The following is a 24,878-nucleotide window of genomic DNA, read 5'->3' as shown; positions in this document are numbered from 1 at the left end:
GGTTGCGAGCGCCGCGCCTGCGGCCGACTTCAGCAGCGCCCGCCGGGTGGGATGGGTAAGTTTGGCAGTCATGTCAGTCTCCTTGCTGGGTTTATTGCGCAGCTGTAGCCGCCGCGCTTGCCGGAGAGCGTTCTCCGAATTCTTTCCGCAGCGCTTTGACGATCCCTGCGGTGCAGACATTGAGAAGCAGCTCGCCCTTTTCGGCCGAGGCATCCTTGGGGGAGGACAGGGTGCCGGTGGAGGGTGTCCAGTCCTCGTGCGGGGGGTAGACGTCATAGGGCGGAAATTCGGCCGGCGGGTGGTCGATTGCGTCCTGCAGCCACACCAAATCCGGGTAAAGCTTGAGCATCAGCGAAGTTTCCAACACACCGCCGTGTTCGATGTCCCAACCCAGGAAGCCGTCGGGGTAGAGCTTGGCGATTGAGTCATCGCCGACAAAATCCCAGTAGGACAGCACCACAATTTTCATATCGGTAATGCCGTCCCAGCGCAGTTCTCTGAGGGCCAGATCGATGCCCTCAACAATGAACCAGGAGTTCTCAAAATGACCGTTTACCAAGCAGATTCGGCGATTGCCGTGGCGGGCGAACTCCTTGATCACATCTTTCAGTGCGTTGACCAGGCTGCTGCCATCCAGACTGGTAGTGCCGGGAAAAAAGTTCCCGCCTCCGGATTTCTGGTGTGACTTGTAGCCATAGGTGAAGGGTGGGGCGACAAGGCTGCCGGTCTCTGACGCCACCCTGCGGGCAAACTCTGTCGGCAGCAGTACATCGACATGCATGGGCATGTGATGCCCATGCTGCTCCATTGATCCGATCGGGATCAAGATGGGGGTGCAGCCACCTGCGACGCGGGATTTATACTCCGGCCAAGGCAGCTCGGCGGCAAAAACAGAAGCTTTCTTCATGGGTTGGGTCATTCCGGGAAAGTTAAGGCTTGCTTTACTTTGACTCCGGAGGCGGCATGTGGGAAATTGATAGTAGCAATAATGGAATAAGAATTGCAAATGGCTAGAAGCTTCACCAACTTTCAAACTGACTTGCTTCGCACCTTTGTGACGGCAGTCGATCTAGGGAACTACACAGAGACCGGGCAGGCCCTCGGACGGACCCAGCCAGCGATTTCCCTGCAAATACGCCGTTTGGAAGAGCTCAGCGGCTGCAAGCTAATCGTGCATAAGGGTAAGGAGCTGACGCTGACCGAAGATGGCCATGCGCTGATCGGTTTTGCCCGTGAAATTTTACGGCTGAACGACAGGGCCGTGGCCCGGTTGTCGCGTTCCAGTATTCAGGGCGTGCTGCGTGTTGGCCTGCCGATTGACTATGCAATCGGTTTTTTTCAGGAGATCATTTCGGACTTTGTCTCTGCAAACCCGGCCGTCACGCTGGATATCCGCTGCAATTGGAGCCGCGATCTGCTGAGTAAGCTGCATGCGGACGAGTTGGATATGACAATTGCCATTACAGACTCAATGCCAGCGCCATATGTCTCGCACTACTGGTCCGAGCGTCCCAAATGGGTTTGCGCAAAGGAGTTCCATTTCAATCCGGATGAGCCGTTACCGCTAGTTCTGCACCCGGAGGGCTGCGTCTACCGGAACCGGGTGATCGAAGCGCTGAACGGCGAAGGGCGCAAGTGGCGGATCGCCTTTGAAAGCCCCGGCATCTCGGCGCTGCAGAACGCGGTGGCCAGCGGCTGGGGCATTTCTGCCCTTACAACTAAGACCTTGCTCCCGGGTATGCGTATCCTGACACCGGATATCGGATTTCCGCAGCTGGCGCGAATACATGTCGGGTTGTTCTACAAACATGTGCGCCAGAGTGAAGCGGCGCTCAAACTGATCGAGCAGATTGCCGGAGGCGTCGGGGGCTTCCGCAAGACATTGAAGCCGACGTCCGGATAGGGTGTGAATTTGAAATCTTTATAGTAGGATCACATCTATTAATTTTTTGAAACCTTTCTTCGGTGCTACCGACTGGGACACGCCCCGAAGAAAGGATTAAAAATGTCTGAAGATATGCTCCACGTCATGGAATGGCACAATGGCGAGAAGGATTTTTCGCCATTCTCTGACCAGGAAATGAAACGCCGCCAGGACGAGCTGCGCGGCTGGATGGCAAAGCAGAACGTAGACGCGGCGCTGTTCACTTCCTACCAATGCATCAACTATTATTCTGGCTGGCTGTACTGCTACTTCGGACGCAAGTACGGCATGGTGATCGACCAGAAGAATGCGACCACAATCTCTGCCGGCATTGATGGCGGCCAGCCCTGGCGCCGCAGCTTCGGAAACAACATCACCTATACCGACTGGCGCCGCGACAATTTCTATCGGGCTGTGCAGGATCTCACCAAGGGTGCCAAGCGGGTCGGAATTGAGTTCGACCACGTGTCGCTGGACTACCGCCAGGCGCTGCAGGATGCGCTACCGGATGTGGAGTTCGTCGATGTGTCTGGACCTTGCATGTGGATGCGGACGATCAAGTCCGATGAGGAGCTGAAACTGATCCGCGAAGGTGCGCGGATCTGTGATGTTGGCGGCGCGGCGGTGGCCAAGGCAGTGCAGGCTGGTGTGGCTGAACATGAAGTTGCCATAGCAGGCACCAATGCGATGATCCGCGAGATTGCGTCCTCCTTCCCCTTTGTTGAACTGATGGACACCTGGACCTGGTTCCAGTCCGGCATCAACACTGATGGCGCCCACAACCCCGTCACCAACCGTATCGTACAGTCCGGCGATATCCTGAGCCTGAACACCTTCCCGATGATTTTCGGCTATTACACGGCGCTGGAGCGGACCTTGTTCTGCGACCATGTGGACGACGCCAGCCTGGACATCTGGAAAAAGAACGTCGCCGTGCATGAGCGCGGGCTGGAGCTGATCAAGCCCGGTGCAAAGTGCAAGGATATCGCATTGGAGCTGAATGAGATGTACCGGGAGTGGGATCTGCTGAAATACCGCTCCTTCGGTTACGGTCACAGCTTTGGGGTGCTAAGCCACTATTACGGCCGCGAGGCCGGGGTCGAGCTGCGCGAGGATATCGATACCGAGCTGAAGCCCGGCATGGTGGTGTCGATGGAGCCAATGGTCATGCTGCCAGAAGGCACGCCGGGCGCAGGCGGCTACCGCGAGCATGACATTCTGATTGTCGGCGAAGACGGTGCCGAGAATATCACCGGATTCCCCTATGGTCCGGAACACAACATCGTCGGCGGTAAGGCTTAAGATGCGGGGGAAGGCCGGAAACTTGCTGCAGGGGCTGACCTGTTTGGTTGTCCTTGCAGGGTCCCTTGGCCTGCTTTCACTGGCGCCGGACCCGCGGCGCACCAGCGAAAGCGCCGCCAAATGGGTTTATCTGCGCCTGGCCTTCCCCATGCCGTAATAGCACCGCGCCCGCGGGCGCGGTGCCTGGAAATGCCTGAATATAAAAACCCGGACAGAATCCCACTTTCAGATGTCCTGGAGAAACCCCATGCAAGACAACCGCTTCCTTCCGAAAGGCGCTGCCACTGTACGCTTCGACAGCGACGCGCCACCGAAGAAGTTCCATTTTCTTCTGCTGCCCAAAACAACGATGCTGGCCTTCAGCGCTGCAATCGAACCGCTGCGGATTGCCAATCAGCTGACTCAGAAGCCGCTATTTGAGTGGCACGCGCTCAGCCCGGACGGCCTGCCGGTAACCTGCTCGAACGGCATTTCGATACAGGTGGATTCCGGGCTGGTCGACCTGGACCGCAATGCTTCGCTCTTTGTTTGTGCCGGAACGGAGCCATCGCAATCCTATGACAGCCGGGTTGTCAGCTGGATCAGCCGCCAGAAAGCGCACGGTGCAAGCATTGGAAGCATTTGCACCGGCGCCTTTGCTCTGGCAGCAGCAGGTGTTCTGACCGGACGGCGGTTTACTTTGCATTGGGAAAATGCCCCCGGCTTTGCCGAGCTGTTTCCCTGTTTCGAGCCGACCGGCAACTTCTATGAATCTGATCGCGGGCTTTACACATGCGGCGGCGGCCATGCCGCAACTGACATGATGCTTGAAATCATTGAGGACCACTGCGGCACCCACCTTGCGTCCTGCGTTGCCGATATGTGCCTGCACAAACGCCCGGGAGCAGGCATGTCGAGGCAGATATCGCCGGTGTCATCCATGCTTGGCTGCCGCAATCAAAATCTGATCCGGGCTGTGCGTCTGATGCAAGCCAACCTGGAAGAGCCCCTGGACATGGATGGAATTGCCGCAGCTCTGGCCGTTTCCCGCCGCCAGCTGGAGCGCCTGTTCCAGAAATACGTCGGGCAGTCGCCCTGGCAGTTCTACTTCGGCCTGCGGCTGGAGCGGGCTTTTTCCCTGCTGAACGAAACCGACCTGAGCGTGCGCGAGATCGCCATGGCCTCGGGCTTTGAAAATGCCTCGTATTTTTCCAGGCAGTTTAAGCGCAAGTTCGACCGTTCACCGCACAGTTTCCGCAAATCCTGGTCGCTCCGCAGCAGCGCGCCATAAATAACCTTAATCCAGCTATTTGCAGTTCTCATTCCCTGCCTCCCCGATGCTCCACTAAGGTCTCAGGCTGAACACCTATTGCCTGCTGGCGGCACGGAAGGCCGGGCCATGGCTGGCCCACCCAGGTCCGGTCCAAACACTAAGACAGGGAGAAACAATGTCACTCGAACAGGGCTTTGACGGCCACTACCCCTATAACGCCGTCGCCAGAACCGGCCTTTTGAAAGGTGTACATGCTCGTATGAGCATCGCCTCGAAACTCATGGTCATCACCTTTGTGCTGTTCACGGTCGCCAATGTCGAATTCGCCTCCGGTGTGTTCGACGGGATCAAGCTGTGGATCACCAGCACCCTTAGCTGGTATTACATTCTGATGATCAGCATCTTCTTGCTGTTCAGCATCTGGCTGGCCTTCAGCCGCTACGGCCACATCCGGCTGGGCAAGGACAGCGACCGGCCGGAATTTGGCAACTTCTCGTGGTTTGCCATGCTGTTCAGCGCAGGCATGGGCAATGGCGTGCTGTTCTGGAGTATCGCTGAGCCGATGTACCACCTGCAGGGCAATCCGTTCATCGAAATGGCCGGAACCGAGGCGAACTCAGCGCTGGCCGCCAGCACGGCAATGTTGATTACAGCCTTTCACTGGGGTGTCCACGGCTGGGCGGTCTACGTGATTGTTGCTTTGTCTCTGGCCTTTTTCGCCTACCGCAAAGGGTTACCGCTTTCGATGCGGTCCACCCTGTATCCGCTGATCGGCGACCGGATCTACGGGTTCTGGGGGCATGCCGTTGACCTGCTGGCCATCTTCGGCACAATTTTTGGGGTTGCCACCACTCTGGGGCTGGGTGTCCAGCAAATGAACGCGGGTCTAAACCTGCTTACTGGAATCGCCAATTCGACAACCAATCAGATCATTCTGATAGCTGTAGTGACCGGCATTGCTACACTCTCGGCCGTCTCGGGTGTGTCCAAAGGCATCCGCATTATCAGCGAATTGAATATGTGGCTGACCTTCGCGATCCTTGCCTTCTTCCTTTTTGCGGGACCGACGGTCTATCTGCTCGGCCAATACGTCAATCTTCTCGGTAACTATGTGCAGAACTTTGTGCCAATGGGGATGTGGGTGGATGAAGAGGCCGGGCGCGACTGGCAGGGTTGGTGGACTGTCTTCTATTGGGGCTGGTGGATCGCCTGGTCGCCGTTTGTCGGCCTGTTCATCGCCCGTGTGTCCAAGGGGCGAACCCTGCGCGAGTTTGTTGTGTCCTTGCTGATCGTTCCGCCGCTAGTGACCATGTTCCTGCTGGCGATGTTCGGTGGCAACGCGGTCAGTATCGAATTGCAGGGTGCCGGCGGTATCATCGAAGCCGTGAACGAAAGCCCGACCCTGGCGCTTTATGCGACGCTTGAAGGCATGGACGTTGGCATCTGGGGCACTGCCTTCGCGGCAATCGTTACCTTCCTGATTGCCTCTTACTTCATCACCTCGTCGGACTCAGGCACCTTGGTGATCTGCACCATGCTTGCGATGGGCAGCCAGCACCCGCCGCATCTGGTCCGCGTCTTCTGGGGCGTTACCGAGGGGGTTGTCGCCAGCGTGCTGTTGGTTGTTGGAGGTCTTGTAGCGTTGCAAACGGCGTCGATCGCCGCCGCACTGCCCTTCTCCATTGTCATCCTTCTGATGATGGTCAGCTTGTACAGGGCGCTGAAGGAGGAGCTGCCGCTCACGTAGTCCTCTTTGGAGCAAGTTTAGCGCGCCGCTTTACACATACTGCGGCGCGCGTGTTTTTGATTTCACCTACCAACATCGCGGCTACTCGAGAGGCCAATGTTTTCCATGCAGCAGTGAGGAACTCAGTTAACCAGCTGGTTGGAAATTTCACGAGTGATGTGTGCTCGCGGAGGCGCGATTATCGAGTTATTTCAATCTGTTAAATTGGAGTATCCCGAGGTATTCCTTTTAGGGGTACAGTATTCCTATGGGGCGTACCGACACACCCTTAAGGTGCAATTGGTGGGTGGCGCACTCTTTTAAGCGTGACGTCTCCTGCCTGCTCCCTCTGTCAGAGTGTCCAGTCTACAGGGGCTACAGGCCTCGGATCATTTCCCAATTTATTTTCGGAAAAAGTTTTACCGTAAACTTGACGCGTGACCTGTTCATGGGCTATCAACTCCTCATCGGCAGTTCTTGAGGGCATCTCCTATGGCGACAAAAGGTGAAATGGTCCGTGCTCTTGCGGAGTACTTTGATCTGAATCCCAATAAGGTTGATGCCATGACGCGCGCCATGGCCCGTGCCGGTCTGCGCAGCCCTGGGGGGCGCGGGCGGGCGGCGGCGCACATGACTGGCGAAGATATCTTTCACCTGACCTTGGCATTGGTCATGAATGTTGAAACCAAAGATGCGCCGGAAGCTGTGAAGGAGCTTTCTCAGCTGCGGGTCGCACAGGGCAGCCTCTTCCTTGATGACCACATTCAGTGGGAGGTCGCTGGTCGGGCAGAGGGACGCAGCGAGATGCTTGATGCTCTCAACCGTCTGCCTGTTGATGGCCTTGAAATGGCGCGCACCTTCGGAGCGTTCTGCGGGCATTGGCTCGAGTATGGCTTCAATACGGAGGCGGATGGCTTTGGTCCCGCCAGGGTTTCGGTCGAGATCAGCACGAATGGGCCGCACGCGGTATTTTCACACGTGTCCTCAGAGGGAGACCTCAAAGTTTGGTTCGGAAAGTCTTCTGCGGAAATTGCTGAGCCGGAGTGGGAAAGGAGGGTCTGCGTGTCCCATAAGCTGTTTCACAGGCTTGCCTCGCTTGCGAGCGGGGATGCCGCGGAGTGACAAGCGGCGGCGGTTTCCTGTTTTTGACGCTTTACATTGCGGGAATCGATTCGCGAATTCACCGAATTCCTATTGACCAATCAGCCGTTTCGAGCGGCGCTCCTTGATATCCACAGGCTTATCCAGATGAAAATGTACCCGGCATTTCAGGTAGCAGTAGAAAAAGCTAGTGTTCCGAGTGTTCTTAAAGGAGCTCGCGTCCTCTTTTCACAAAATCCCTTAGTCCAGGACGAAATCGGAGTGAAACTGTTCCCCGCTCTTGAGGCCAGGATTAACGAAGAAAATGCGAGCCATTCTCCGCAAAACTGGCAGTCTGGACACCGGGCCCAAACAACTCTTATGGGCATTTCCCGAATATGCGGCTGATGCCCTGACTTGGTCCTGAATTCTCAGATCCAAGCAGGTGGCAGGCGCTCATCGGAAAACACTGTCCAAAGAGGCTCAAAAACCAGAAACCAGAAATAGGCGCATAGCGCCAATTTGAACCGTGCGAGGGCCCGGTCCCTGTGTAGCACCTGCCAGTTAGCATGCCGCTATTGCCAGGACAAGGACAGCTCTCCGCAATCTTCAAAGATAAACACAGCCCGAGGCAGCCATGCTCTCGGGGCAGGAGAAATCATGTCTGACCTTTCCATCGGCGGCGGCGTCCGCCTGCCCGAACTCAGCCGCGGCGACCGTGCCACCCAGGTGGGTTCGACCCAACACTTCACCGGCGGTATCGTCCTGGGCTCCGGCCCTGGCATTCGCACCGGGGTTGAGAGCCATCTCGAGGCGCAAGCTGCCCTGCTGCTGGCGGCGCGGCCCGAAGTGCAGGAGCTTGTTGAACAAGTCCTTTTCGACTGGTTCGACGAAGACGGCAAAATTCACAAGCACTACATCGACCTTGTCGCCACTGAGCACAACGGGACCGTCATCGGCTATGCCGTGCGTCCCCTGGGGCGGGTGAAGGACGCCTATCTGGCGCAGCTGGCCCGCATCAAGGAGCAGGCCGTCGCGCAAGGTGTTCTGGACGACTTCCGTCTGTTCACGGAGCGGGATGTCTGCCCCGTCGAGTTCTTCAACGCGAAGCTCTTCCTTTCCGTGCGGCGGCCGGACTGCTTCGGCGATCCCGTGGCTCGGGATATCGTCGGCCGGATGGCCGGTGTGGCCACGATCGAAAGCCTGGTCGAGCAGACCGGCCTTGACGGGATGGGGTTCCGTGCGCTCGTTCGACTGATCCGGTCCGGGCACCTCCAGATGGTGAGCTATGAGCGTATCGACCACAGCAGCTTGGTGTTCAAGGCGAAGGAGGTCTGCGCATGACTGCCTCTCCTTCGCGGAGCGCAGGTCTGGTTACGCGGCGCCGCAAGGGCTCCAAACGGGTCCATTCCGCACCTGTTGATCGTGTCGCGCACGACGACGCTGGCGCTGCATGGTTGGGGGCGCCTGTTGTTCCGGCCCTGTTGATCCTCGACGGAGGCACGGCTTTCCGGAGCCAGAAGGGGCTGCAGGTCGCCTCTGATCTAGCCGCAACGGCCGACGACTGAGTTCAGGACGGCCGAAGATGCCGTCCGCACTGCAACCCGCAATCACTCAACCCATCACTCTTCCAGGCGGTGCCGTTCGGCGACCGCACTCTCTCCTGCTGCCTTGTGCAGCGCCAAACATCTGAAAAGGACTTCGAAATGGATCTCTCCTTCACCTCCGAAAATTCCCGCTATGCCTTTGGCCGCTTCGACTGTGTCACCATCGACGGTATGGCCTTCCGGCTCCACATGGAAACCGAGAAGGGCTTCGTCATGACGCATGATGACCATGAGGGCCTTGCGCGGCAGTTCTCCCATGAAGAGCTTGCCGATCTCGGTCACTTGGGCCGCATCCGCGTCGAACGTGACTACTTCAATCCGGAGGCCGCGCGGAAACGGCAACTGACGGAAGGCGTGGCGCTTGGGGCGCTGTCCGTGCGGCCTCTTCGGCGTTTCGTGCGCAAGGATGCCTATTGTCAGGCCGCGCTCGACATGCACCGCGAAAAGCTGATGAAGTTCACTGATGCCTCCATTGCCGCATCGATGGACACGCTGGTCGGTCGTGCGACGCAATTGGCGAAGCCGCACATGCCCTCTGGTGCGCTGGATATCCTGCCCTCTGAGAACATGGGCGAGGTTCCGAGCCCGCGCACGCTGCGCCGCTGGCTCGCAGATCTCCGTGACCTGAGGCTGCCCGGCCATCTGGACAATATGGATCGGCGTGGCTGGCGGGGAACGCGGGTCAAGCCGGAAGCGGCTGCCATCATGCGCAGGGAAGTCCAAGGGTATCTGTCGCCCGATAGGCCGACAATGCAGCAGATCTATGAGAATGTCGCGCTGGCCATCCATGCACGCAACGAACAATACACTGACAAGGACGATCATCTCCGCGCACCGAGCCGCGAGACGGTGCGCCGGGCGATCCGGGCACTGGACCCGTTTCGCGTGGAAGTTGCCCGCAATGGTGAGGCTGCCGCCCGCAAGAAGTTCCGGCCCGTTCTGAATGGTCTCGGCGTGACCCGCCCGTTGGAACGCGTCGAGATCGACGAATGGACGGTGGACGTCTCGACCCTGCTCAAGAGTACGAACATCTATGGCATGCTCAGCGATGACGAGAAGCGGCAACTCGGCCTCTACATCGAAGGTGACGACAAAAATCCCCGCTACAAGGCCAAAGCCCAGGATCGCTGGACGCTGACCGCAGCGATCTGCTGTGCCACGCGCTGCATCGTTGGCATGGTCCTGAGCCGTTCGGCGAACTCCGAGGCTGCGGTGCAACTCTTGCAGATGATCACGACGAACAAGGGGGCGTGGGCGGACGCGGTCGGGGCACTGACTCCCTGGGACATGCATGGCACTCCCGAGCTGATCGTCTTCGATGGCGGCTCTGCCTTCAAGTCGATGCGTTTTCGCATGGCGGCTGAGGATCTCGGCGTGATGTGGGAGATGGCGATGAATGGGGTGCCGGAAAACCGCGGAACGATTGAGCGCGTCTTCAACAGCTTCGGGAGCGACTTCGCGCCGCGTCTCTCTGGCCACACGTTCTCCAGCATCATGGAAAAGGGCGATGCAGATCCCGAAAAGCGCGCCGCGCTTACTTTGGATGACTTTACCTTCGCGCTGCTGCGTTGGGTGATCGACATCTACCACAATACGCCCCATCACGGGCTGGGCGGAGAAACCCCTGTGAAGGCTTGGCGTCGCCTGTCCAAGCTTCGTGGCGTGACGCCGCCGCCGGACGCGGAGATGATGCGGCTGTGCTTCGGCCAGCAGCGCGAGTATCGCCTGGACAAGACCGGCATCACCGTTCTGGGCGTGCGCTACCAATCCGAGGCGATGCAAACCTATCTGCGCCGCGAGGACCCGGAAAAGGTTTCCGTGCGCTGGCATCCCAAGGACATTGGCGCCATCTCGGTCAAGTGGGGCAAGAAATGGTACGAGGTGCCTGCGCTTGACCCGGCACTGCGGGGCGTAGCAGCCCAGACCTGGCTGACGGCTGTGCGTCATGTCCGCGACGCGAACCCGAAGTCGAACCGCCTCGACAACGTCGCCGTCCGTGACGCCATCACGGCGATCAGAGCGCGCAACGAAGCCGCGATGGCCGCGGCCGGTCTCAACCTTGAGGACTGGTCCGAGAAACGCTGCGCGAAGGAAGAGAAGAAGCTTCTGGCCGGCATCGAGTTCGTTGAGCGCAAGGAGTTGCGCCAGGCGAAAGACGGTCTCGGCATGGAGATCCCGGACTCCTCCGAGATGACCGTGGCGGCTCAGAAACCCAGCACGCCGGTGACGCCCGGCAAACCCGCAAAGCGGGCCACCAAAGGGCGCGGCGCCACGCCCACCTCGCCCAAATCCAACATGACCATCGAGGAGGACTGATCATGGCACAAGCTGATACCGCAAAGAGTGCTCTGGAACGTGTCCGCAGCCTTCATATCGGCTCTGCGCGTGATGCCGAGGCGGCAATGCACATGACGCGCCTTCTTGCCACGGACGAACAGGGGGATCTGACCCCTGTCGTCAAGCGCTTCACCCGGACCGGGGAAACCCGTGGGGTCATGCTGATCGGGGGGCCGGGAAGCGGCAAGTCCCACCTGTTGGAGCGCACGCTGTCCAAGCTCACGGTGTTGCAGGAGGGCGAGTACGGGCAGCCGCGCTATCTCGGATGTTCGGTGCCGAGCCCAGCGACGTTCAAGAGTATGACGCTCGCTCTGCTGGCGGAGAGTGGCTACCCCGATGCGAACCCGCGCAAGGAGGCCTGGTCGCTCTGGCAGGACCTGCGTCACCGCTTGCAGCTTCTCGGGATCTCGGTGCTCTGGATCGACGAGGCGCAGGACCTCTTCTGCGCGGACCGCAAGCTGATCCTTCGGGCGCTGAAATCTCTGATGCAGGGTGACGATGCCGTCATCGTGGTCCTGTCTGGCACGGAAGACCTCGCAAAGGTCATTCGTACGGATCCGCAGGTGCAGCGCAGGTTCACCGCGATGGTGCTGCCCGATCTCGTCGAGCAGGTCGATGGCGACAGCTTCCGCGATGTCATTACGCAATACTGCCAGCGGGTGGGGCTCGGGGCGCCGATCGAAGCGGATCTGATCGGACGCATCTTCCATGGGGCACGCTATCGGTTCGGACGGGCCCTCGAGCTGTTGCTGCAGGCCATGGAAATCGCCATCGGGCGCGGTGATGAGGAACTGGATATCGGACATTTCGCGGCGGCCTACGCGATGAACGAGGCCTGCACAGCTGCCGAGAATGTTTTCTACGCCGACCACTACTGGCTCCTGAAACCCGATGAGGTCGAGGAGGAGCATCCTCGTCGGAAAAAGCAGTGAGGGCGGTCTCATGAGCGCGCTTTTCCCCATGCTGCCGTTTGCCGATGATGAGACCCCTCTGTCCTGGGCAGCGCGGCAGGCCGCCTTCCACACCCGCGGACGCGCTCTCGCATTCCTGAAGGATCTCGGCATTCCCCTCGTGGACCTCGTGCGGGGCGACGAGCGGGCGGTTCTGCGGCTGTGCGAGAGGGCGGGGCACGATCCCGCAGCGGTGCTGCGCAATACGATCAGCGCAGTTGGTGGGCGGCGCTACCAATTGCGGGGGCTGGAGTTCGCAGCCGAATTCACGAGCGGTCCTGTGACACGGATCTGTCCTGCCTGCCTGGAAGATGATCTCAGCGGGGCGCGTTTGCCCGGTGCCGCGCTGCGTCACCGGCTCATCTGGCGGTTGGCTCCGGTACGGACCTGTCCGGTCCACGGAGTCAGGCTCCGCGATCTGCGGTCGGGGAAATGGGACGACATCGCACATGAGCTGCAGGTCATGACTACCTTGATCGATGCCGAGCGGCAGGTGCCGGATGGCGTCCGCGTGGTCTCGCGGCTGCAAGCCTACGCGGTGGCGCGTCTGGAGGGCTACCCCGGGCCCGCATGGCTGGACGCTCAGGATATCGATCAGGCGGTGCGCGCGACCGAGATGCTGGGCGCCCTCGAGGCCTTTGGTCCGAAGCTGAAAGCCTCGGACATGAATGCGGATATGTGGGATGCGGCCGGGCGTGCGGGTTGGTCAATCGTCGCCGAGGGCGATGCGGCGATCCGCGAGTATCTCATGGCGCGCGTCACGGCATCCAGAGGGAAAAGAGCTGCGCCGCGCGCGGCCTTTGGCATGTTGCATGCCTGGCTGTCGGGAAGCCGGCTTTCTAAGGACCCTGGGCCCATCCGCGACATGCTCAGGGATGTGATCCTCGAGACCACCCCGCTCAGCAAGGGGCACATGCTTTTGGGCAAGCCGGTTACTGATCCTCACCTCTGTAGCGTGGCATCGATCGCAAAGGCCGAAGGTCTCGACGCCAGAACGCTGCGCAACGTCCTGCAGGTGGCGGGGCTGTTGAGCCCGGCAGAGGCGGAGCAGGGGAGCAACCGGCTCGTGGTCGACTACACCGCAGCGCGCGATCTGATCGACGTTGTAAAGCATGCTGTTCCGGTCATGCGCCTGCCGGACTTGCTCGGGGCCTCCCGCCCGCTGATCGCGCTTCTTATCGAGATCGGACAACTGCAACGTGTGCAGGATCACCGCGCCCTCGCAAGCAAGATCGGCAAGGCCGTAGATGGCCGGGGCGTGAAGCCGATCCTTCGGTTTCTGGAGACGAGCTTTCCGACCATCGACGAGGCGCCCGAGGGTTTCGTCCATCTCTCCAAATCAGCCGAGAAATCCCGGGCGCGGGTGAAGGTTATCCTGGAACTGATGTTCCTCGGGCATCTGAAGCAGGTCTTCCGGGTGACCGGAGCACACGGATTCGCGGCGGTGGTTGTCGACCCGGAGGAGATCAAGGCGCTGCTCGAATCCCCTCCGCTAGGCCTTTCCCAGGACTCATATTTCCTTATGGGATGACCCTCAGAACCTGACCATTCCCGGCAATTCAAACCATGCCGCCTTCGGGCGGCATTTTTTTACGAACTTTCGATGGCCATTTTCTCTGGGTGAAATGGACAGATTACGGCCTCAGGGTTTGTTTTGGTGAATTCGATCATTATTTTTCAATGACTTACACCCTGGGGAAAGTCGCTGATGGCCAATAATTCACGGGTGCGACAGAAGTCAGAGAAAGCAAATGAATGCGCAAACGAAAGCATAAGTCTGCGCAAGGGCTGTCAAGGGGGTAAATGAATGCACCTTTTGGCCCTCAGCCCTGGCCACCTTTTTTGAAATTATTGAGCTGGCGGAGCATTGCTTCCGCCAGCTCTTTGTTTCTCGGCTGGGCCGTATTCCATCCTCAAATCAAAGGGCATTTCGGAGCTTTTTGTCGGCGTTGAGGGTGACGGGCATTGATCGACGCAAGCGCGGGCTGAACCTGCGTGACTCGATCGGAAACTAGCCTTCGCCGAAGCGATTGAGGCGGCAGAGGTCCATCATTGAGCTTGAGCGGCGCACCACGTTTATCATCAAGGCGACAGAACGAGCGGCAAGGTGGGAATTAGGAGCAAACCCCATAGTCCATTCTGGTGATGTGCTCTTCAATTGCGTTGGCTCCAGCAGCTGTCCCCAAAAGGTCGATGGGCCTTCGTCGATCGAGACCGTATGCAGGTTCGAGAAGCCACGCCTCTGCCTGCTTCTGGTCTCCCAAAACGTCCGAAGCCTTGGAAAGGATGCCGGCAAAGCGCCAGATGCGGCTGCCAAGTTCCGTTGAAAGCGTCTTTCTTTGGCCTCCTGGTTTCCGCCGCATAAGCTTGCGATGACTGAGCCCCACGGCCTTTTAAAGTGCGTCACCTGTCGTTAGGGTCAGGATGCATTGATTTTCAACGCACTGCGTGATTCACGGCTCGGAAAGCGGAGCGGTGACATGAGTAACCTTTTCTGGCTGACCGACGCGCAGATGGTCAAGCTTTCCCCTTTCTTCCCGAAGTCGCACGGCAAGCCGCGGGTCGATGACAGGCGGGTGCTGAGTGGGATTATCTTCATCAATCGCAATGGCTTGCGCTGGCGAGACGCTCCGGAATCCTACGGACCGCACAAGACGCTGTACAGCCGGTGGAAGCGTTGGAGCGAGAAAGGGATTTTCGCCCAGATGATGGTCGGCCTGGCTGCCGAACACGGGGAGGAGAAGACCGTGATGATCGACGCGACCTACCTGAAGGCACACCGCACCGCGACCAGCATGGCCGCGAAAAAGGGGGGCGTGGTCGCCTGATCGGGCGAACCAAGGGCGGCATGAATACCAAACTGCATGCCATCTGCGACAGCCAAGGGCGACCGCTCAACCTGTTTGTCACCGCCGGTCAGGTCAGCGATTACATCAGTGCGCGGGCGCTTCTGAATAGCCTGCCAAGTGTCGATTGGCTCCTAGGAGATCGGGGCTATGACGCCGACTGGTTCCGAGAAGCGTTGAAATACAAAGGGATACGCGCCTGTATCCCTGGCCGAAAGCAGCGCGCGACGAAGGTGAAATATGACAAGCGCCGATCCAAGGCGACCAGTATTGTATTTTCGCGGAGGGACCACACGATGCCTGTCTTGAGTGACACCTGGTAGCAAACCCAAGCGAAATGCGGGCAGGGACACGATTGCAGAAGGGCAAAACTACAGGGGCGAAACCACATTCCCGGAGAACAGTGTACCTGCAGCAAAGGCCGAAGAATGCATGACATGACTCTCCTTAAGGGTGATTTCTTGGATCGAACTTCACGCCATGATTTCTGTGACTTGCTAAATGCGCACAACCGGTTGCCCTTTCGCCTTGCGGGCGGGGATTGGGTCTTGACCCCTATGCGCGCCGCCGCTAGCCCGCACTCACCCAGCGATACGTCAGGCAGAAACTTCAACCGCAAACAAGCGGAGACGGGACATGATTCTGCGGTGTACTGCTGTGTCGACTTGCGCCCTGCTGGCAGCGATGCCCGCAATGGCCGAAGTTGTCGAACTTGAACAAATCAACGTAAGCCAGCAAAGCAGCGAGACCTTTTTGGGGGAAAGCGTTTCACTCAATACCGGTGCTGTGGCCAAAACAGGTGATGCGATTGCGGAGACGCCGCGGTCGGTAACGGTCGTCACCGCTCAGGAGATTGCCGCGCGCGGTGCGCTGAATGTGGAGCAGGCGCTGCAGTATTCCGCAGGCATCGTCGGCGGTCAGTGGGGGCTGGACAACCGCTCGGACTGGTATCTTGCCCGGGGTTTCAAGGCCAGCACGCTGCATGACGGCCTGCCCGCCCGTTACGGGGCTTACAATGACACCAAGCCCGAACCCTTCCTGCTGAACACCATCGAAGTGCTGAAAGGCCCGGCCTCCGGGCTTTACGGCAGCGGCTCCGTCGGCGGTGTGGTGAACACCACTTCGAAAACCGCGGCCCAGGATTCGGACAACCTGATTCAGTTGCAAGCGGGATCGCATAACCGCAAACAGGTTGCAGCGGATGTGAGCGGCGATCTGAACAGCAGCGGCACCTTGCGCTACCGCTTCGTTGGCGTTCTGCGGGACTCGGAAACCCAGGTCGACCATTCGCAGGATGACGTGCTGGCGCTGGCGCCTTCGGTCACCTGGCGGCCGAATGAGGATACCGAGCTGACAGTGCTGGCAAACTATCAGGAAAATGATGGAAGCCCGCTGATCCAGTTCGCCTCGATTTATGGCACGCTACTGCCTGCGACTGGGTTCGGCAACGGCGATTTCCTTCCCAACAGCGTCTTTGTGGGTGAGCCGGGGTTTGACAAGTTCGACAGCGAGCAGCGCGCTATCACGGCAATGTTTAAACACCGCTTCAACCCGGTTTGGAGCATCAATGCCAATGCGCGCTATCTTGAAGGCGAGGCTGTGTACCAGCATGCCTGGTGGGCTTTCGACAACACCGGCACGGGCCGGTATAACCCGGACGGCACCATCAACCGCACCTTTTACCGGGCGGAAAACCGGCTGAAAACTTGGGCAATCGACGCCTATGCTACGTCGGAATACGCGCTTGGCGGCTTTGATATGAGGACCTTTGCCGGGGTCAGCTATACCCGCGGGCATTATGACAGCGATGCCGGCTATGGTGCCCAAGTCGGCCCGATTGACCCGTTCAACCCGTCCTATGCCGGTTTCAACCCGATCACAGTAACCGATACCCCCGGCACCTCAATCACCGAAGCCGGCGCCTATGTGCAGCATCGTGCCGCCTATGACGACCGGCTCTTCATTGATGTTGGCCTGCGTTATGGCGACATCGAAACCGGATCGAGCAATGGCAGCTTCGGGACAACAACCAATGCCGCCAAGGACAGCGAGTGGACTGGCAATGCAGCGGTCATGTATCGGTTCGACAATGGCTTTGCGCCCTATGTCAGCTATGCTGAAAGCTTCCGCCAGGATGCAATTGGGACCGACGTGAACGGCAATCCGTTCGACCCGACCCGGGGAGAGCAAATTGAAATTGGTGCCAAATACCAGCCGCTTGGCACCGATACGCTGCTGACGGCAGCGGTGTTCGACCTGACCAAATCGAACCTGACGGTGGCCGATCCGGGCAATCCGGGCTTCCAGGTCCAATCGGGCGAAGCGTCCGCTAAGGGGCTGGAACTGGAGGCGTTTCACCGGTTCGGCGCTATCACGGTCGATGCGGCGTATACCTATCTCGATACCGAAGATGCCGAAGGTGATTATATTGCTCAGGTGCCAAAGAACGCTGCATCGCTGTGGCTGAACTACGCGCCTGAAGAAGGCGCGCTGCAGGGTTGGGTGTTCGGGGCTGGTGTGCGCTACAACGGCGAGGCTTGGGACGGGCGCAACACCCAGCTGACGCCCTCATATGCCCTGTATGATGCAGCGGTGTCTTATGGCCAGGACAACTGGCTGGTTTCGCTGAATGTGCGCAACCTGAGCGATGAGCGCTATGTCAGCACTTGCCAGAGCGGGGCCTGCTACTTTGGCGACGGGCGTAATGTGGCGCTGACCCTCACCTCGAAGTTCTGAGCTGCGGCGCCGCGGCTGGTGGATAGGAAAAGGCCCGCGCAGTCAGCGCGGGCCTTCTTCTTTTCCGTCACGGAAACTGGCCTGGGCTATTTCGAAGTTCATCGGAGGTTGAAAGTGAGCTGGCTGAGGTTGAGCTTTTTTGGCGCGGCGCGTTTCATGGCTGGCGCACCACCAGTTCGGCGCTGGAAAGCCCGGCCTGGGCCAGCTGGCGCAGGATGCGGGCCAGGGTTTTGGCCTCCAGCCGGGCGCCGGCGCGCAGCTGGACGCTGGGACTGCCTGCCCTGGCGGCCGCGAGGCGGGTCAGCGCCGCTTCTCCCTCTGCCCTGTCGAAATGCATCCGGCCCGCGGCATTGATGTAGAGCACCGGCTCGGCTTCCGGCTCGGTCTCCGACGCGGCGTCGCGCAGGGTGACATCGAACGGGTCGGGCTGCGCCAGGCGCGAGGTCATCAGGAAGAAGATCAAGAGCAGGAACACCACGTCGATCATTGGCGTCAGGCTGGGCTTGCGCCGGGGCTGGGGGGCTGGGCGAGCACTCGGCCGCCAGCGCCAGAGCTTCCTTTCGCGTGAGCGGTTCGTTGGGCGGCGCCACTTCCGCCGCGGGTGCGGCGTCAGCCTGGCTGCCCTGTCCGGTAGGTTCTGCAGCGGCGGCACCATCAGCGGCAGGCGCCTGAGATGCGGTTTCCGGGCTAGGCGCAGGGGCCTCCGGTTGCGCTCCTGCCGGCGCCGCAGCAACGATCCCGGGCGTGGCGGGCGCCTCGGTTGCGATGGCAGGTGTCGGCGCCTCCTGCGCGGCAGCAAGGGAAGCGGTCAGCAAAAGGGCAGCAAGCACCGCCGCTACGCGGGTGATCATGACTGGCTCCAATAAGCGGCGATATAGCTTTGCCCGGGGGCGGGCTTGTCCTGCCTGAGGGCCTCGCGCAGGTGCTGCACGTCGGACTTCTCGCAGGCGAACCACAGGAAATGGCTGGGGAATTCCTTGCGCGCGGCCAACGCGCGGCCGGCCAGACTGTGTCCGTCGCGGCGGCGCAGCCAGGTCAGGGCGATGCCTTCCGGGACGGTGACCGGATAACCGCAACCTTCACCCTCTTCGCTGAGCAATACAGCCTCGCCCTGGCTGTCCTGCGGCAGGTTCTCCAGGATGCGGGCCGCGGCGGGCAAGGCGGTTTCGTCGGCGTAAAGCAGGATCTTGGAGGTTTCGGGAACACCGCCGCCGCCGGGCCCTGCAATGGCCAACCGGTCCCCGGACTTGGCTTGGCGCGCCCATTCGGCGGCGCGGCCACCGTCATGCAGGAATATGTCGAACTCCATCAGCCCGGCCTCATGGCAAATCCAGCGGGTGGTATAGACCGGGCGGCGCAGCGCCTTCTCCCCCTTCGGCCAGACGGTGGCGCCGTTCTCCGCAACCCTAGGCCATTCCGGTACGGCGCAGCTTGCGGGCGGCAGCAGCAGGCGGAAATGGATGGCATCGTCCTGAAAGCTGACCAGGTCCGGCGTTTCTACCCGGACCCGCAGGAAGGTGCTGCCAACCGGGGTGACCGATTGGACCGCGGTGAAATGCACATTGGGCGGCAGCGCGCCAACGACGGAGGGGTCCGACCAGCGCAGGGCTTCAGAGGCGCCGGGCCGGAATGCGTCCAGATGCCCGGCAACGCCTTCCTTCAGCATATGCAGCCTATCCGGCATGGCCGCGGAAATGCGGATCGCGGTCCCGCCGCCCTCAGCGGCAAAGCTGTAGTGGCCGAAGGCGGGAACTTCGACGATGACGCTGACCGCGCTGTCCTGGATCACAGGCAGCTCATGCTCCTGTGCCATGCCGATGATGGCCGGACGGACGGCAGCAAAGGGCAGCACCGGCAGCGAGGCATCGGCATGCAGCGGGAAGGCGGGGCTGACGGTCATGGCGGCCTCGTTCATTCGGGGATGACATGCGGGGTGCCGTGGACCGGATCGGCAATGATCCGGCAGGGCAGCGCAAAGACGGATTGCATGACCGGCGCGGTGACCACCTCGGCGGGCGTACCCTGGCAGAATACCCGCCCGTCCTTGAGCGCGATCATATGGCTGGCAAAGCGGGCGGCCAGGTTGATGTCATGCAGCACCATCGCGACGGTGCGGCCGGTCTCGCGGTTCAATTGCTGCACCAGCTTCAGGAGTTCGATCTGATGCGGCAGGTCGAGATAGGTTGTCGGCTCGTCCAGCAACAGGATGCCGGTGTCCTGAGCCAGCGCCATGGCGATCCAGGCCCGCTGGCGCTGGCCGCCCGACAGGGCCTCCAGCGGCCGGTCTGCATGGCCCGCCATATTGGTCAGCTCCAAGGCGCGGGCCACGGCATCTGCATCCTGCCTGGACCATTGCCGCAGCGCCGATTGATGCGGTGTCCGCCCGCGGGCTGCCAGGTCACGCACGGTCAGCCCCTCGGGCGCGGTGGGGGTTTGCGGCAGGATCGCCAGGCGCTGCGCAACCGAGCGGCTGCCCTGCCGGTGGATCGCCTTGCCGTCCAGAACGGCCTGCCCGCCGCCGACGGGCTGCAGCCGCGCCAGCGACTTCAGCAGGGTGGATTTGCCGCAGGCATTCGGCCCGACTATCGCCGTCAGCCCGCCATCCGGGATTTCTGCCGACAGGCAGTCGAGCACAGGGGTGCGGGCGAAGGACACCGAAAGGTTTTCGGCCCGCAGGCGGGAGGTTGCAGTCATCAAAGGGATCCTTTCCTGAAGTGCGCCAGCAGCAGCCAGATCAGAACCGGCGCGCCGGTCAGCGCGGTGAAGACACCGGCGGGCAGCTGGATCATTGGCACAGCGCGGGCGGCGGTATCTGCAAGCAGGGTCATCAGCGCGCCTGCCGCTGCAGCGCCAAGCAATACAGGCTTGCCATTGGGGATCAGGCGGCGGGCGATCGGACCGGCGGCAAAGGCAACAAAGGGCAACGGGCCTGCGGTGGTGACGGCAAGCGCAGCCAGCAGGATCCCTGCCGCCGTGACGGCCAGCCGGAGCGGGGAAAGCGGCAGCCCGAGCCCGGTTGCGATATCATCCGCCATCCCAAGCCGGGCAAGCGGGAAATGCAGCCACAGGACAGCAGGCGCCAGCAGCGCCAGGCCGCCCCAGACGAGCCCGGCGTCGTGCCAGTCGCGGGCGTTGAGCGTGCCGATCAGCCAGTTCGCCATATCGGAGGCCGTCTGCGCGTCCATGCGGCTGATAAGCAGGTCCGCGGCGGCAGTGAGCATCAGGCTTGCGCCAATGCCGGTCAAGATCAGCCGGTAGGGCGGCAGCCCGTGCTTCCAGGCCAGCAAGGTCACGGCGGCGGCACTCAGCAGGGCTCCGGCAATGGCGCCGGGCAGCACCATGCCGCCGGTAAGCATCATTGCCGCCAGGGCGCCGCAGCTGGCGCCGGCATTGAAGCCGATCACATCCGGCGAGGCGAGTGGGTTGCGCATCATGGTCTGGAACATCGCGCCGGACAGGCCGAAAGCCGCCCCGGCGCCAAGCGCAGTCAGGATGCGGGGCAGCCGGTGGTCCAGCAGGATTAGCTGCTGGATTGCGCTCCCCTGGCCGCGCAGCGCGCCGAGGGTCTGCGCCGGGCTAAGCGGGTAGCTGCCCATGTGCAGAGCCAAGCCTGCCGCGGTCAAAATCACCGCAAGCAGAGCAGCGCCGGCAAATGCGGCCCGCCGGGAAATCTGCAGCGACAGGAAGGAAAGGCGCAGGGTCCAGATCATAGCTCGCGCACCCCGTTGCGGCGCACCAGCCAGATCAGCACCGGCCCGCCGATCAGCGCGGTCATCACTCCCGCCTGCATATTGCCGCCGAGCAGGGGCAGGCGGCCCAGCAGATCGGCTGCGGTCAGCAAAAGCGCCCCGAACACCGCGGAAAACGCGATCGTCCAGCCAATGCCGGGACCCGCCGTCCAGCGGGCCAGATGCGGCACGATCAGCCCGGCAAAGGCGATGGGCCCGGCCATCGCTACGGTTGCGCCGCAGAGCAGGACAATGGCAACCCCGGCGGTCAGACGCGTCAACCCTGTGCGCACGCCCAGACCCTTCGCGGTGTCTTCGCCCAGCAGCAGCGCATTGAGGCCAAACCCGGCCGCAGCGGCGAGGAGCGTTCCAAGGGCAAGAAACGGCAGCAGCGCATAGAGCGTGCCCGGCAAGACACCGTCAAACCCGCCCAGCACCCAGAAGCGGTAGACATCCAGCGTCTGCTGGCTGACCAGAAGCAGCGCCCGGGTCAGCGCCAGGAACAGAGCGCTGACGGCAGCGCCCGCCAGGATCAGCCGCAGCGGATTGGCCTGGCTGCCGCCGCCAAGCAGGAACACCAGAACCGATGCGGCGAGTCCGCCGCCAAGGGCAACCCAGACGAAGCCTGCGGGATCGGTGACGCCGAACAGCAGAATCGAGATCACGACCCCCAGCGCCGCGCCACCATTGATCCCCAGCAGGCCCGGATCGGCCAGCGGGTTGCGCGTCATGGCCTGGATCAGCGCGCCGGCCATGCCGAGCGCGGCCCCTGCAAGCACCGCGCCCAGCAGCCGGGGCAGGCGCATGGTGCGGACCACGATGTGCTCTGCGCTGCCCGCATCGTAAGCGGTCAAGGCCGCCCAGACATCGCTCCAGCCCGTTGCCCGTACTCCCAGGCGTAAGGCGGCGGCTGACAGAAGCGTCAGCCCGAGCACAGAACCGGCAAGCCACAGCAGGCGCAAATCTGCGGCGGCATGTTCCGAGGGAACAGAAAAGGTTGAATCGGCCATGTCAGGACCCTTCCGGCAATAACCCGGCTTCGGCCATGCCCGGAACCGGTGTTGCTGGGTCGCCATCCATTGCCGCCTCCAGCAACGGGACCAACTTGTCCAGCGCATAGTCCAGGCTCAGCGGGCTGGAATGCGACAGCGCCGCCGCCAGCATCGGACCGGCATAGATTTCGCGGCCCTCGCTGTAGGCGCGCATGGTGTGGCGCAGCGGCATACGGGCGAGTTTTCGGGCATTGCGGCCGGTATCCAGCCAGATCAGCGCGTCCACATCCATGGGCGAAAGGTCCTCGCCGGAGAATTCAGTGTAGAACCTGTTGAGCGCGCGCAGCCCGCCGGGGGCGTCCTGGGCCGAAAAGCCCAAAGACTCCAAAAACTGGCCGCGGATATCCGCCCGGGTATAGGCCTTGGTGTGGCCGGCCCAGGCCATCAAAGCACTTGCCCCCTGCCATTCAGGGTGTGCGGCGCGCAAACCGGCGAACCGCCCTTCGATCCGGGCGATGATAGCCTCCGCCTCGCCGGATTTGCCAGTTGCCGCACCCAGCCTGCGCAGCATGTCCTGCCAGGGAGAGCCGTAATCACCATATTCCGCGCGTGGCGGTATTGTCGGGGCAATCCGCGATAGAAGCGCATATTCCCGCTCGGTGATACCGGACCATTGCGCGGCAATCAGGTCGGGTTCCAACGCGGCAATCTGCTCGATATCGATTTCGCCCTGCAACACAATGGGGCGGGCATCGCCCAATGCCTCATGCCCCCAGTGCCAAACGCCGTAGGGGTCAGTGCCGTACCATTTGCGCAGCGCATAGGGTGTCTCTCCCAGGGCCAGCAGGAAGTCATGCCCGATGAAGCTGAGCGAAATGATGCGTTCAGGTTTGGCTGGCACAGTTGTCGTGCCATAGCGGTGTTCGATGACAGCGGGGAAAGGGGCCGCGGAGGCAGCCGCGGGCGCAAAGATAAGGAAAGGTGCGGCCAGCAACAGGACCGCACTGAGCCGGTTCCGCTTTCCCGGACTGCAGCAGCCAAGCAGACCGGCACCTGCGTTAAGGAAAAAACGACCCAGTTTCATAACTCGCTCCAGCCATTGGCACGGTATGCAACCGTACCGGGATGTTAATTTGGGATTGGCTGGACTGCTTTCCGCTCAAATGTGGCGGCCGTCTTGCTGTAGTGCGCCCGGTAAAGGCAGCTCAGACGTCTAATTAACCTTAGTTCTTTTGTCAAGTTAACCGCCTTGCCGCAGCTGCGGCGGTTCTGGCATGTTTGCGGAGGAGCCGGCTGATGTCCCGCAGAGGCTGCAGATACAGGATGCGCAGGCTGGCCGCCGAACTGCGTTCAGAGGCATCCAGCCCGACTTGCAGTTCCTCTTCTCCATGCGACAGGTGCAGCGAACTGAACATCCAGTCCGACACCGCCAGCGATGATCCGGAGAACAGCACCTTGCGGTTAAAAACAAGTGCCAGTACCGCTCGCAGCGGGCTTTTGCGGATGAGGACAAGCCAGGCCGGCGCGAGCAGGGTAGACAGGGCCAGGTAGCCGAAGAACACCCGCTTCTTCGGGTTGGCAAAACCCGCAAACACGGCGGTGATCTGCTCCAGGGTATCCACTGCGAAGCCTCAATCGGGCACCGCCTGCCAGCGCTGCCCGGTTTGGTATCAGCCGGTCTCGGCACCGCCGCCGCCGCTCAGGCTGTCGACCAGCCCGGCAGTTGCGTCATTAGCGCGCACCTCGATACCAAAGCTCTCCAGCAGCAGCTCCTGCACCCGCAGCAGGTAGCTGTTTCAGGACATCTTGCGGTTCCGTTCAAAGTTGCCGTCCGCATCCAGGCCACTGACAAAGGTGCCGTCCAGGGTCACCGGGCCGTGACCGATCAGCCGGTTCAGATGCACTGCGGTTTTGCGAAGGTTGTTCTTGCCGGGTTGCAGCGCCATGGCAAAACTTTTCAACTCGCGCCAGTGCTTGACGTAGGCACGGTAGGCTTCGTCGCGGGCCACGTCATCGGCAGCGCCGGTGATTTTGGAGATGTCCTTGTTAACCGGCCCCGCATATTTGAATGCGTCCTCGGCCAGAACCAGTTCCCAATTGCCGGTAATTACTTTTGCGTAGGGGCGGGGCATGTATTCGAGGAAGATCGACACCGGCTGGGTCTGCACCTCGACCGCCCAACCGGTCAGCAGGCTGATGTCGGGTGTCGGGAATCCGGTTCCGCCGCCCATACCCTCATAGAAACCCGCCAGGAAGTCCGCGGCTGCAGTAGCGGTGGTGAAGCTAGAGATGCTCTTCTCATAGGCCGCGAACAAGGCGCCGGTCTGCGCATCGGTGACGTAGTAATTGGCGGAGGTGGTATAGGCCTCGGCGGCCACAAAGGACACGCCTGATCTGT

General features: G+C 61.1%; 19 protein-coding genes and 2 pseudogenes. 11 read left to right on the top strand and 10 right to left on the bottom strand.

The window, feature by feature from the left end; all coding sequences use genetic code 11:
* Positions 1–91 precede the first annotated feature (91 nt).
* Positions 92–907 (bottom strand): creatininase, encoded by an 816-nt coding sequence (locus tag VOI29_RS08785; protein WP_323777944.1) that lies wholly within the window; start codon positions 905–907, stop codon positions 92–94.
* Positions 908–1,006: 99 nt separating this feature from the next.
* Between VOI29_RS08785 and VOI29_RS08780 the strand changes: the two genes are divergently transcribed.
* From VOI29_RS08780 to VOI29_RS08740, 9 genes are all read left to right on the top strand, one after another.
* A complete protein-coding gene (locus tag VOI29_RS08780) occupies positions 1,007–1,903 on the top strand; it encodes a LysR substrate-binding domain-containing protein (RefSeq protein ID WP_323777942.1) in 897 nt (298 codons plus the stop codon).
* A 102-nt stretch (positions 1,904–2,005) separates the two neighbouring features.
* On the top strand, positions 2,006–3,226 hold the full coding sequence (locus VOI29_RS08775) for a M24 family metallopeptidase (RefSeq protein ID WP_323777940.1): 1,221 nt from the start codon (positions 2,006–2,008) through the stop codon (positions 3,224–3,226).
* A 247-nt stretch (positions 3,227–3,473) separates the two neighbouring features.
* Positions 3,474–4,496 carry a GlxA family transcriptional regulator gene (locus VOI29_RS08770; protein WP_323777938.1) on the top strand — a complete coding sequence of 341 codons (1,023 nt, stop codon included), beginning with the start codon at positions 3,474–3,476 and terminating at the stop codon, positions 4,494–4,496.
* Between the two features lie 157 nt (positions 4,497–4,653).
* Positions 4,654–6,225: a BCCT family transporter gene (locus tag VOI29_RS08765; protein WP_323777936.1), complete on the top strand. Its 1,572-nt coding sequence runs from the start codon at positions 4,654–4,656 to the stop codon at positions 6,223–6,225.
* A 471-nt stretch (positions 6,226–6,696) separates the two neighbouring features.
* A complete protein-coding gene (locus VOI29_RS08760; protein ID WP_323777935.1) occupies positions 6,697–7,326 on the top strand; it encodes a hypothetical protein in 630 nt (209 codons plus the stop codon).
* Between the two features lie 618 nt (positions 7,327–7,944).
* The gene (locus VOI29_RS08755) at positions 7,945–8,628 is read left to right on the top strand and encodes a hypothetical protein (protein ID WP_323777933.1); all 684 of its coding nucleotides are present in this window, start codon (positions 7,945–7,947) and stop codon (positions 8,626–8,628) included.
* 362 nt (positions 8,629–8,990) lie between these two features.
* Positions 8,991–11,207: a Mu transposase C-terminal domain-containing protein gene (locus VOI29_RS08750; RefSeq protein WP_323777931.1), complete on the top strand. Its 2,217-nt coding sequence runs from the start codon at positions 8,991–8,993 to the stop codon at positions 11,205–11,207.
* Between the two features lie 2 nt (positions 11,208–11,209).
* Entirely contained in the window at positions 11,210–12,160 is a 951-nt protein-coding gene (locus VOI29_RS08745; RefSeq protein ID WP_323777929.1) for a TniB family NTP-binding protein, read from the top strand.
* A gap of 10 nt (positions 12,161–12,170) precedes the next feature.
* Complete coding sequence (locus tag VOI29_RS08740; protein ID WP_323777928.1) at positions 12,171–13,709, top strand: TniQ family protein; 1,539 nt, start codon at positions 12,171–12,173, stop codon at positions 13,707–13,709.
* Between the two features lie 583 nt (positions 13,710–14,292).
* Here VOI29_RS08740 and VOI29_RS24605 read toward each other — a convergent pair.
* Entirely contained in the window at positions 14,293–14,565 is a 273-nt protein-coding gene (locus VOI29_RS24605) for an antitoxin Xre/MbcA/ParS toxin-binding domain-containing protein (protein ID WP_416361501.1), read from the bottom strand.
* 93 nt (positions 14,566–14,658) lie between these two features.
* On the opposite strand from VOI29_RS24605, the pseudogene VOI29_RS08735 reads away from it, so the two are divergent.
* Positions 14,659–15,308 (top strand): annotated as a pseudogene (locus VOI29_RS08735) (IS5 family transposase); the annotation flags it as partial.
* A gap of 352 nt (positions 15,309–15,660) precedes the next feature.
* Complete coding sequence (locus VOI29_RS08730; RefSeq protein WP_323777926.1) at positions 15,661–17,760, top strand: TonB-dependent siderophore receptor; 2,100 nt, start codon at positions 15,661–15,663, stop codon at positions 17,758–17,760.
* Positions 17,761–17,914: 154 nt separating this feature from the next.
* On the opposite strand, the gene VOI29_RS08725 is transcribed toward VOI29_RS08730, so the two are convergent.
* The 8 genes and pseudogenes from VOI29_RS08725 to VOI29_RS08690 form a co-directional block, all read right to left on the bottom strand.
* On the bottom strand, positions 17,915–18,256 hold the full coding sequence (locus tag VOI29_RS08725; RefSeq protein WP_323777946.1) for a biopolymer transporter ExbD: 342 nt from the start codon (positions 18,254–18,256) through the stop codon (positions 17,915–17,917).
* A gap of 351 nt (positions 18,257–18,607) precedes the next feature.
* A complete protein-coding gene (locus VOI29_RS08720) occupies positions 18,608–19,675 on the bottom strand; it encodes a siderophore-interacting protein (protein ID WP_323777924.1) in 1,068 nt (355 codons plus the stop codon).
* Positions 19,672–20,454 carry an ABC transporter ATP-binding protein gene (locus VOI29_RS08715; RefSeq protein ID WP_323777922.1) on the bottom strand — a complete coding sequence of 261 codons (783 nt, stop codon included), beginning with the start codon at positions 20,452–20,454 and terminating at the stop codon, positions 19,672–19,674. Before VOI29_RS08715 ends, VOI29_RS08720 begins: the two co-directional genes overlap by 4 nt.
* Positions 20,454–21,470 carry a FecCD family ABC transporter permease gene (locus tag VOI29_RS08710; protein ID WP_323777921.1) on the bottom strand — a complete coding sequence of 339 codons (1,017 nt, stop codon included), beginning with the start codon at positions 21,468–21,470 and terminating at the stop codon, positions 20,454–20,456. Before VOI29_RS08710 ends, VOI29_RS08715 begins: the two co-directional genes overlap by 1 nt.
* Positions 21,467–22,498, bottom strand: a complete 1,032-nt coding sequence (locus VOI29_RS08705) for an iron ABC transporter permease (RefSeq protein WP_323777919.1) — start codon at positions 22,496–22,498, stop codon at positions 21,467–21,469. The genes VOI29_RS08710 and VOI29_RS08705 overlap by 4 nt, the downstream gene beginning before the upstream one ends.
* A gap of 1 nt (position 22,499) precedes the next feature.
* Entirely contained in the window at positions 22,500–23,381 is an 882-nt protein-coding gene (locus VOI29_RS08700; protein ID WP_323777917.1) for an ABC transporter substrate-binding protein, read from the bottom strand.
* 334 nt (positions 23,382–23,715) lie between these two features.
* The gene (locus VOI29_RS08695; protein ID WP_323777915.1) at positions 23,716–24,102 is read right to left on the bottom strand and encodes a hypothetical protein; all 387 of its coding nucleotides are present in this window, start codon (positions 24,100–24,102) and stop codon (positions 23,716–23,718) included.
* Between the two features lie 174 nt (positions 24,103–24,276).
* A pseudogene (locus tag VOI29_RS08690) lies at positions 24,277–24,878 on the bottom strand (hypothetical protein); the annotation flags it as partial.

It is taken from the genome of Leisingera sp., assembly GCF_034669605.1.
GTDB lineage: Bacteria > Pseudomonadota > Alphaproteobacteria > Rhodobacterales > Rhodobacteraceae > Leisingera.
The sequence above is the reverse complement of the archived record's forward strand: the minus strand, read 5'-3'. Positions and strand labels throughout refer to the sequence as shown.

Coding starts and splice junctions, on each gene's coding strand:
- VOI29_RS08785 (WP_323777944.1), bottom strand. CDS start 907: ATGAAGAAAGCTTCTGTTTTTGCCGCCGAGCTGCCTTGGCCGGAGTAT.
- VOI29_RS08780 (WP_323777942.1), top strand. CDS start 1,007: ATGGCTAGAAGCTTCACCAACTTTCAAACTGACTTGCTTCGCACCTTT.
- VOI29_RS08775 (WP_323777940.1), top strand. CDS start 2,006: ATGTCTGAAGATATGCTCCACGTCATGGAATGGCACAATGGCGAGAAG.
- VOI29_RS08770 (WP_323777938.1), top strand. CDS start 3,474: ATGCAAGACAACCGCTTCCTTCCGAAAGGCGCTGCCACTGTACGCTTC.
- VOI29_RS08765 (WP_323777936.1), top strand. CDS start 4,654: ATGTCACTCGAACAGGGCTTTGACGGCCACTACCCCTATAACGCCGTC.
- VOI29_RS08760 (WP_323777935.1), top strand. CDS start 6,697: ATGGCGACAAAAGGTGAAATGGTCCGTGCTCTTGCGGAGTACTTTGAT.
- VOI29_RS08755 (WP_323777933.1), top strand. CDS start 7,945: ATGTCTGACCTTTCCATCGGCGGCGGCGTCCGCCTGCCCGAACTCAGC.
- VOI29_RS08750 (WP_323777931.1), top strand. CDS start 8,991: ATGGATCTCTCCTTCACCTCCGAAAATTCCCGCTATGCCTTTGGCCGC.
- VOI29_RS08745 (WP_323777929.1), top strand. CDS start 11,210: ATGGCACAAGCTGATACCGCAAAGAGTGCTCTGGAACGTGTCCGCAGC.
- VOI29_RS08740 (WP_323777928.1), top strand. CDS start 12,171: ATGAGCGCGCTTTTCCCCATGCTGCCGTTTGCCGATGATGAGACCCCT.
- VOI29_RS08730 (WP_323777926.1), top strand. CDS start 15,661: ATGATTCTGCGGTGTACTGCTGTGTCGACTTGCGCCCTGCTGGCAGCG.
- VOI29_RS08720 (WP_323777924.1), bottom strand. CDS start 19,675: ATGAACGAGGCCGCCATGACCGTCAGCCCCGCCTTCCCGCTGCATGCC.
- VOI29_RS08715 (WP_323777922.1), bottom strand. CDS start 20,454: ATGACTGCAACCTCCCGCCTGCGGGCCGAAAACCTTTCGGTGTCCTTC.
- VOI29_RS08710 (WP_323777921.1), bottom strand. CDS start 21,470: ATGATCTGGACCCTGCGCCTTTCCTTCCTGTCGCTGCAGATTTCCCGG.
- VOI29_RS08705 (WP_323777919.1), bottom strand. CDS start 22,498: ATGGCCGATTCAACCTTTTCTGTTCCCTCGGAACATGCCGCCGCAGAT.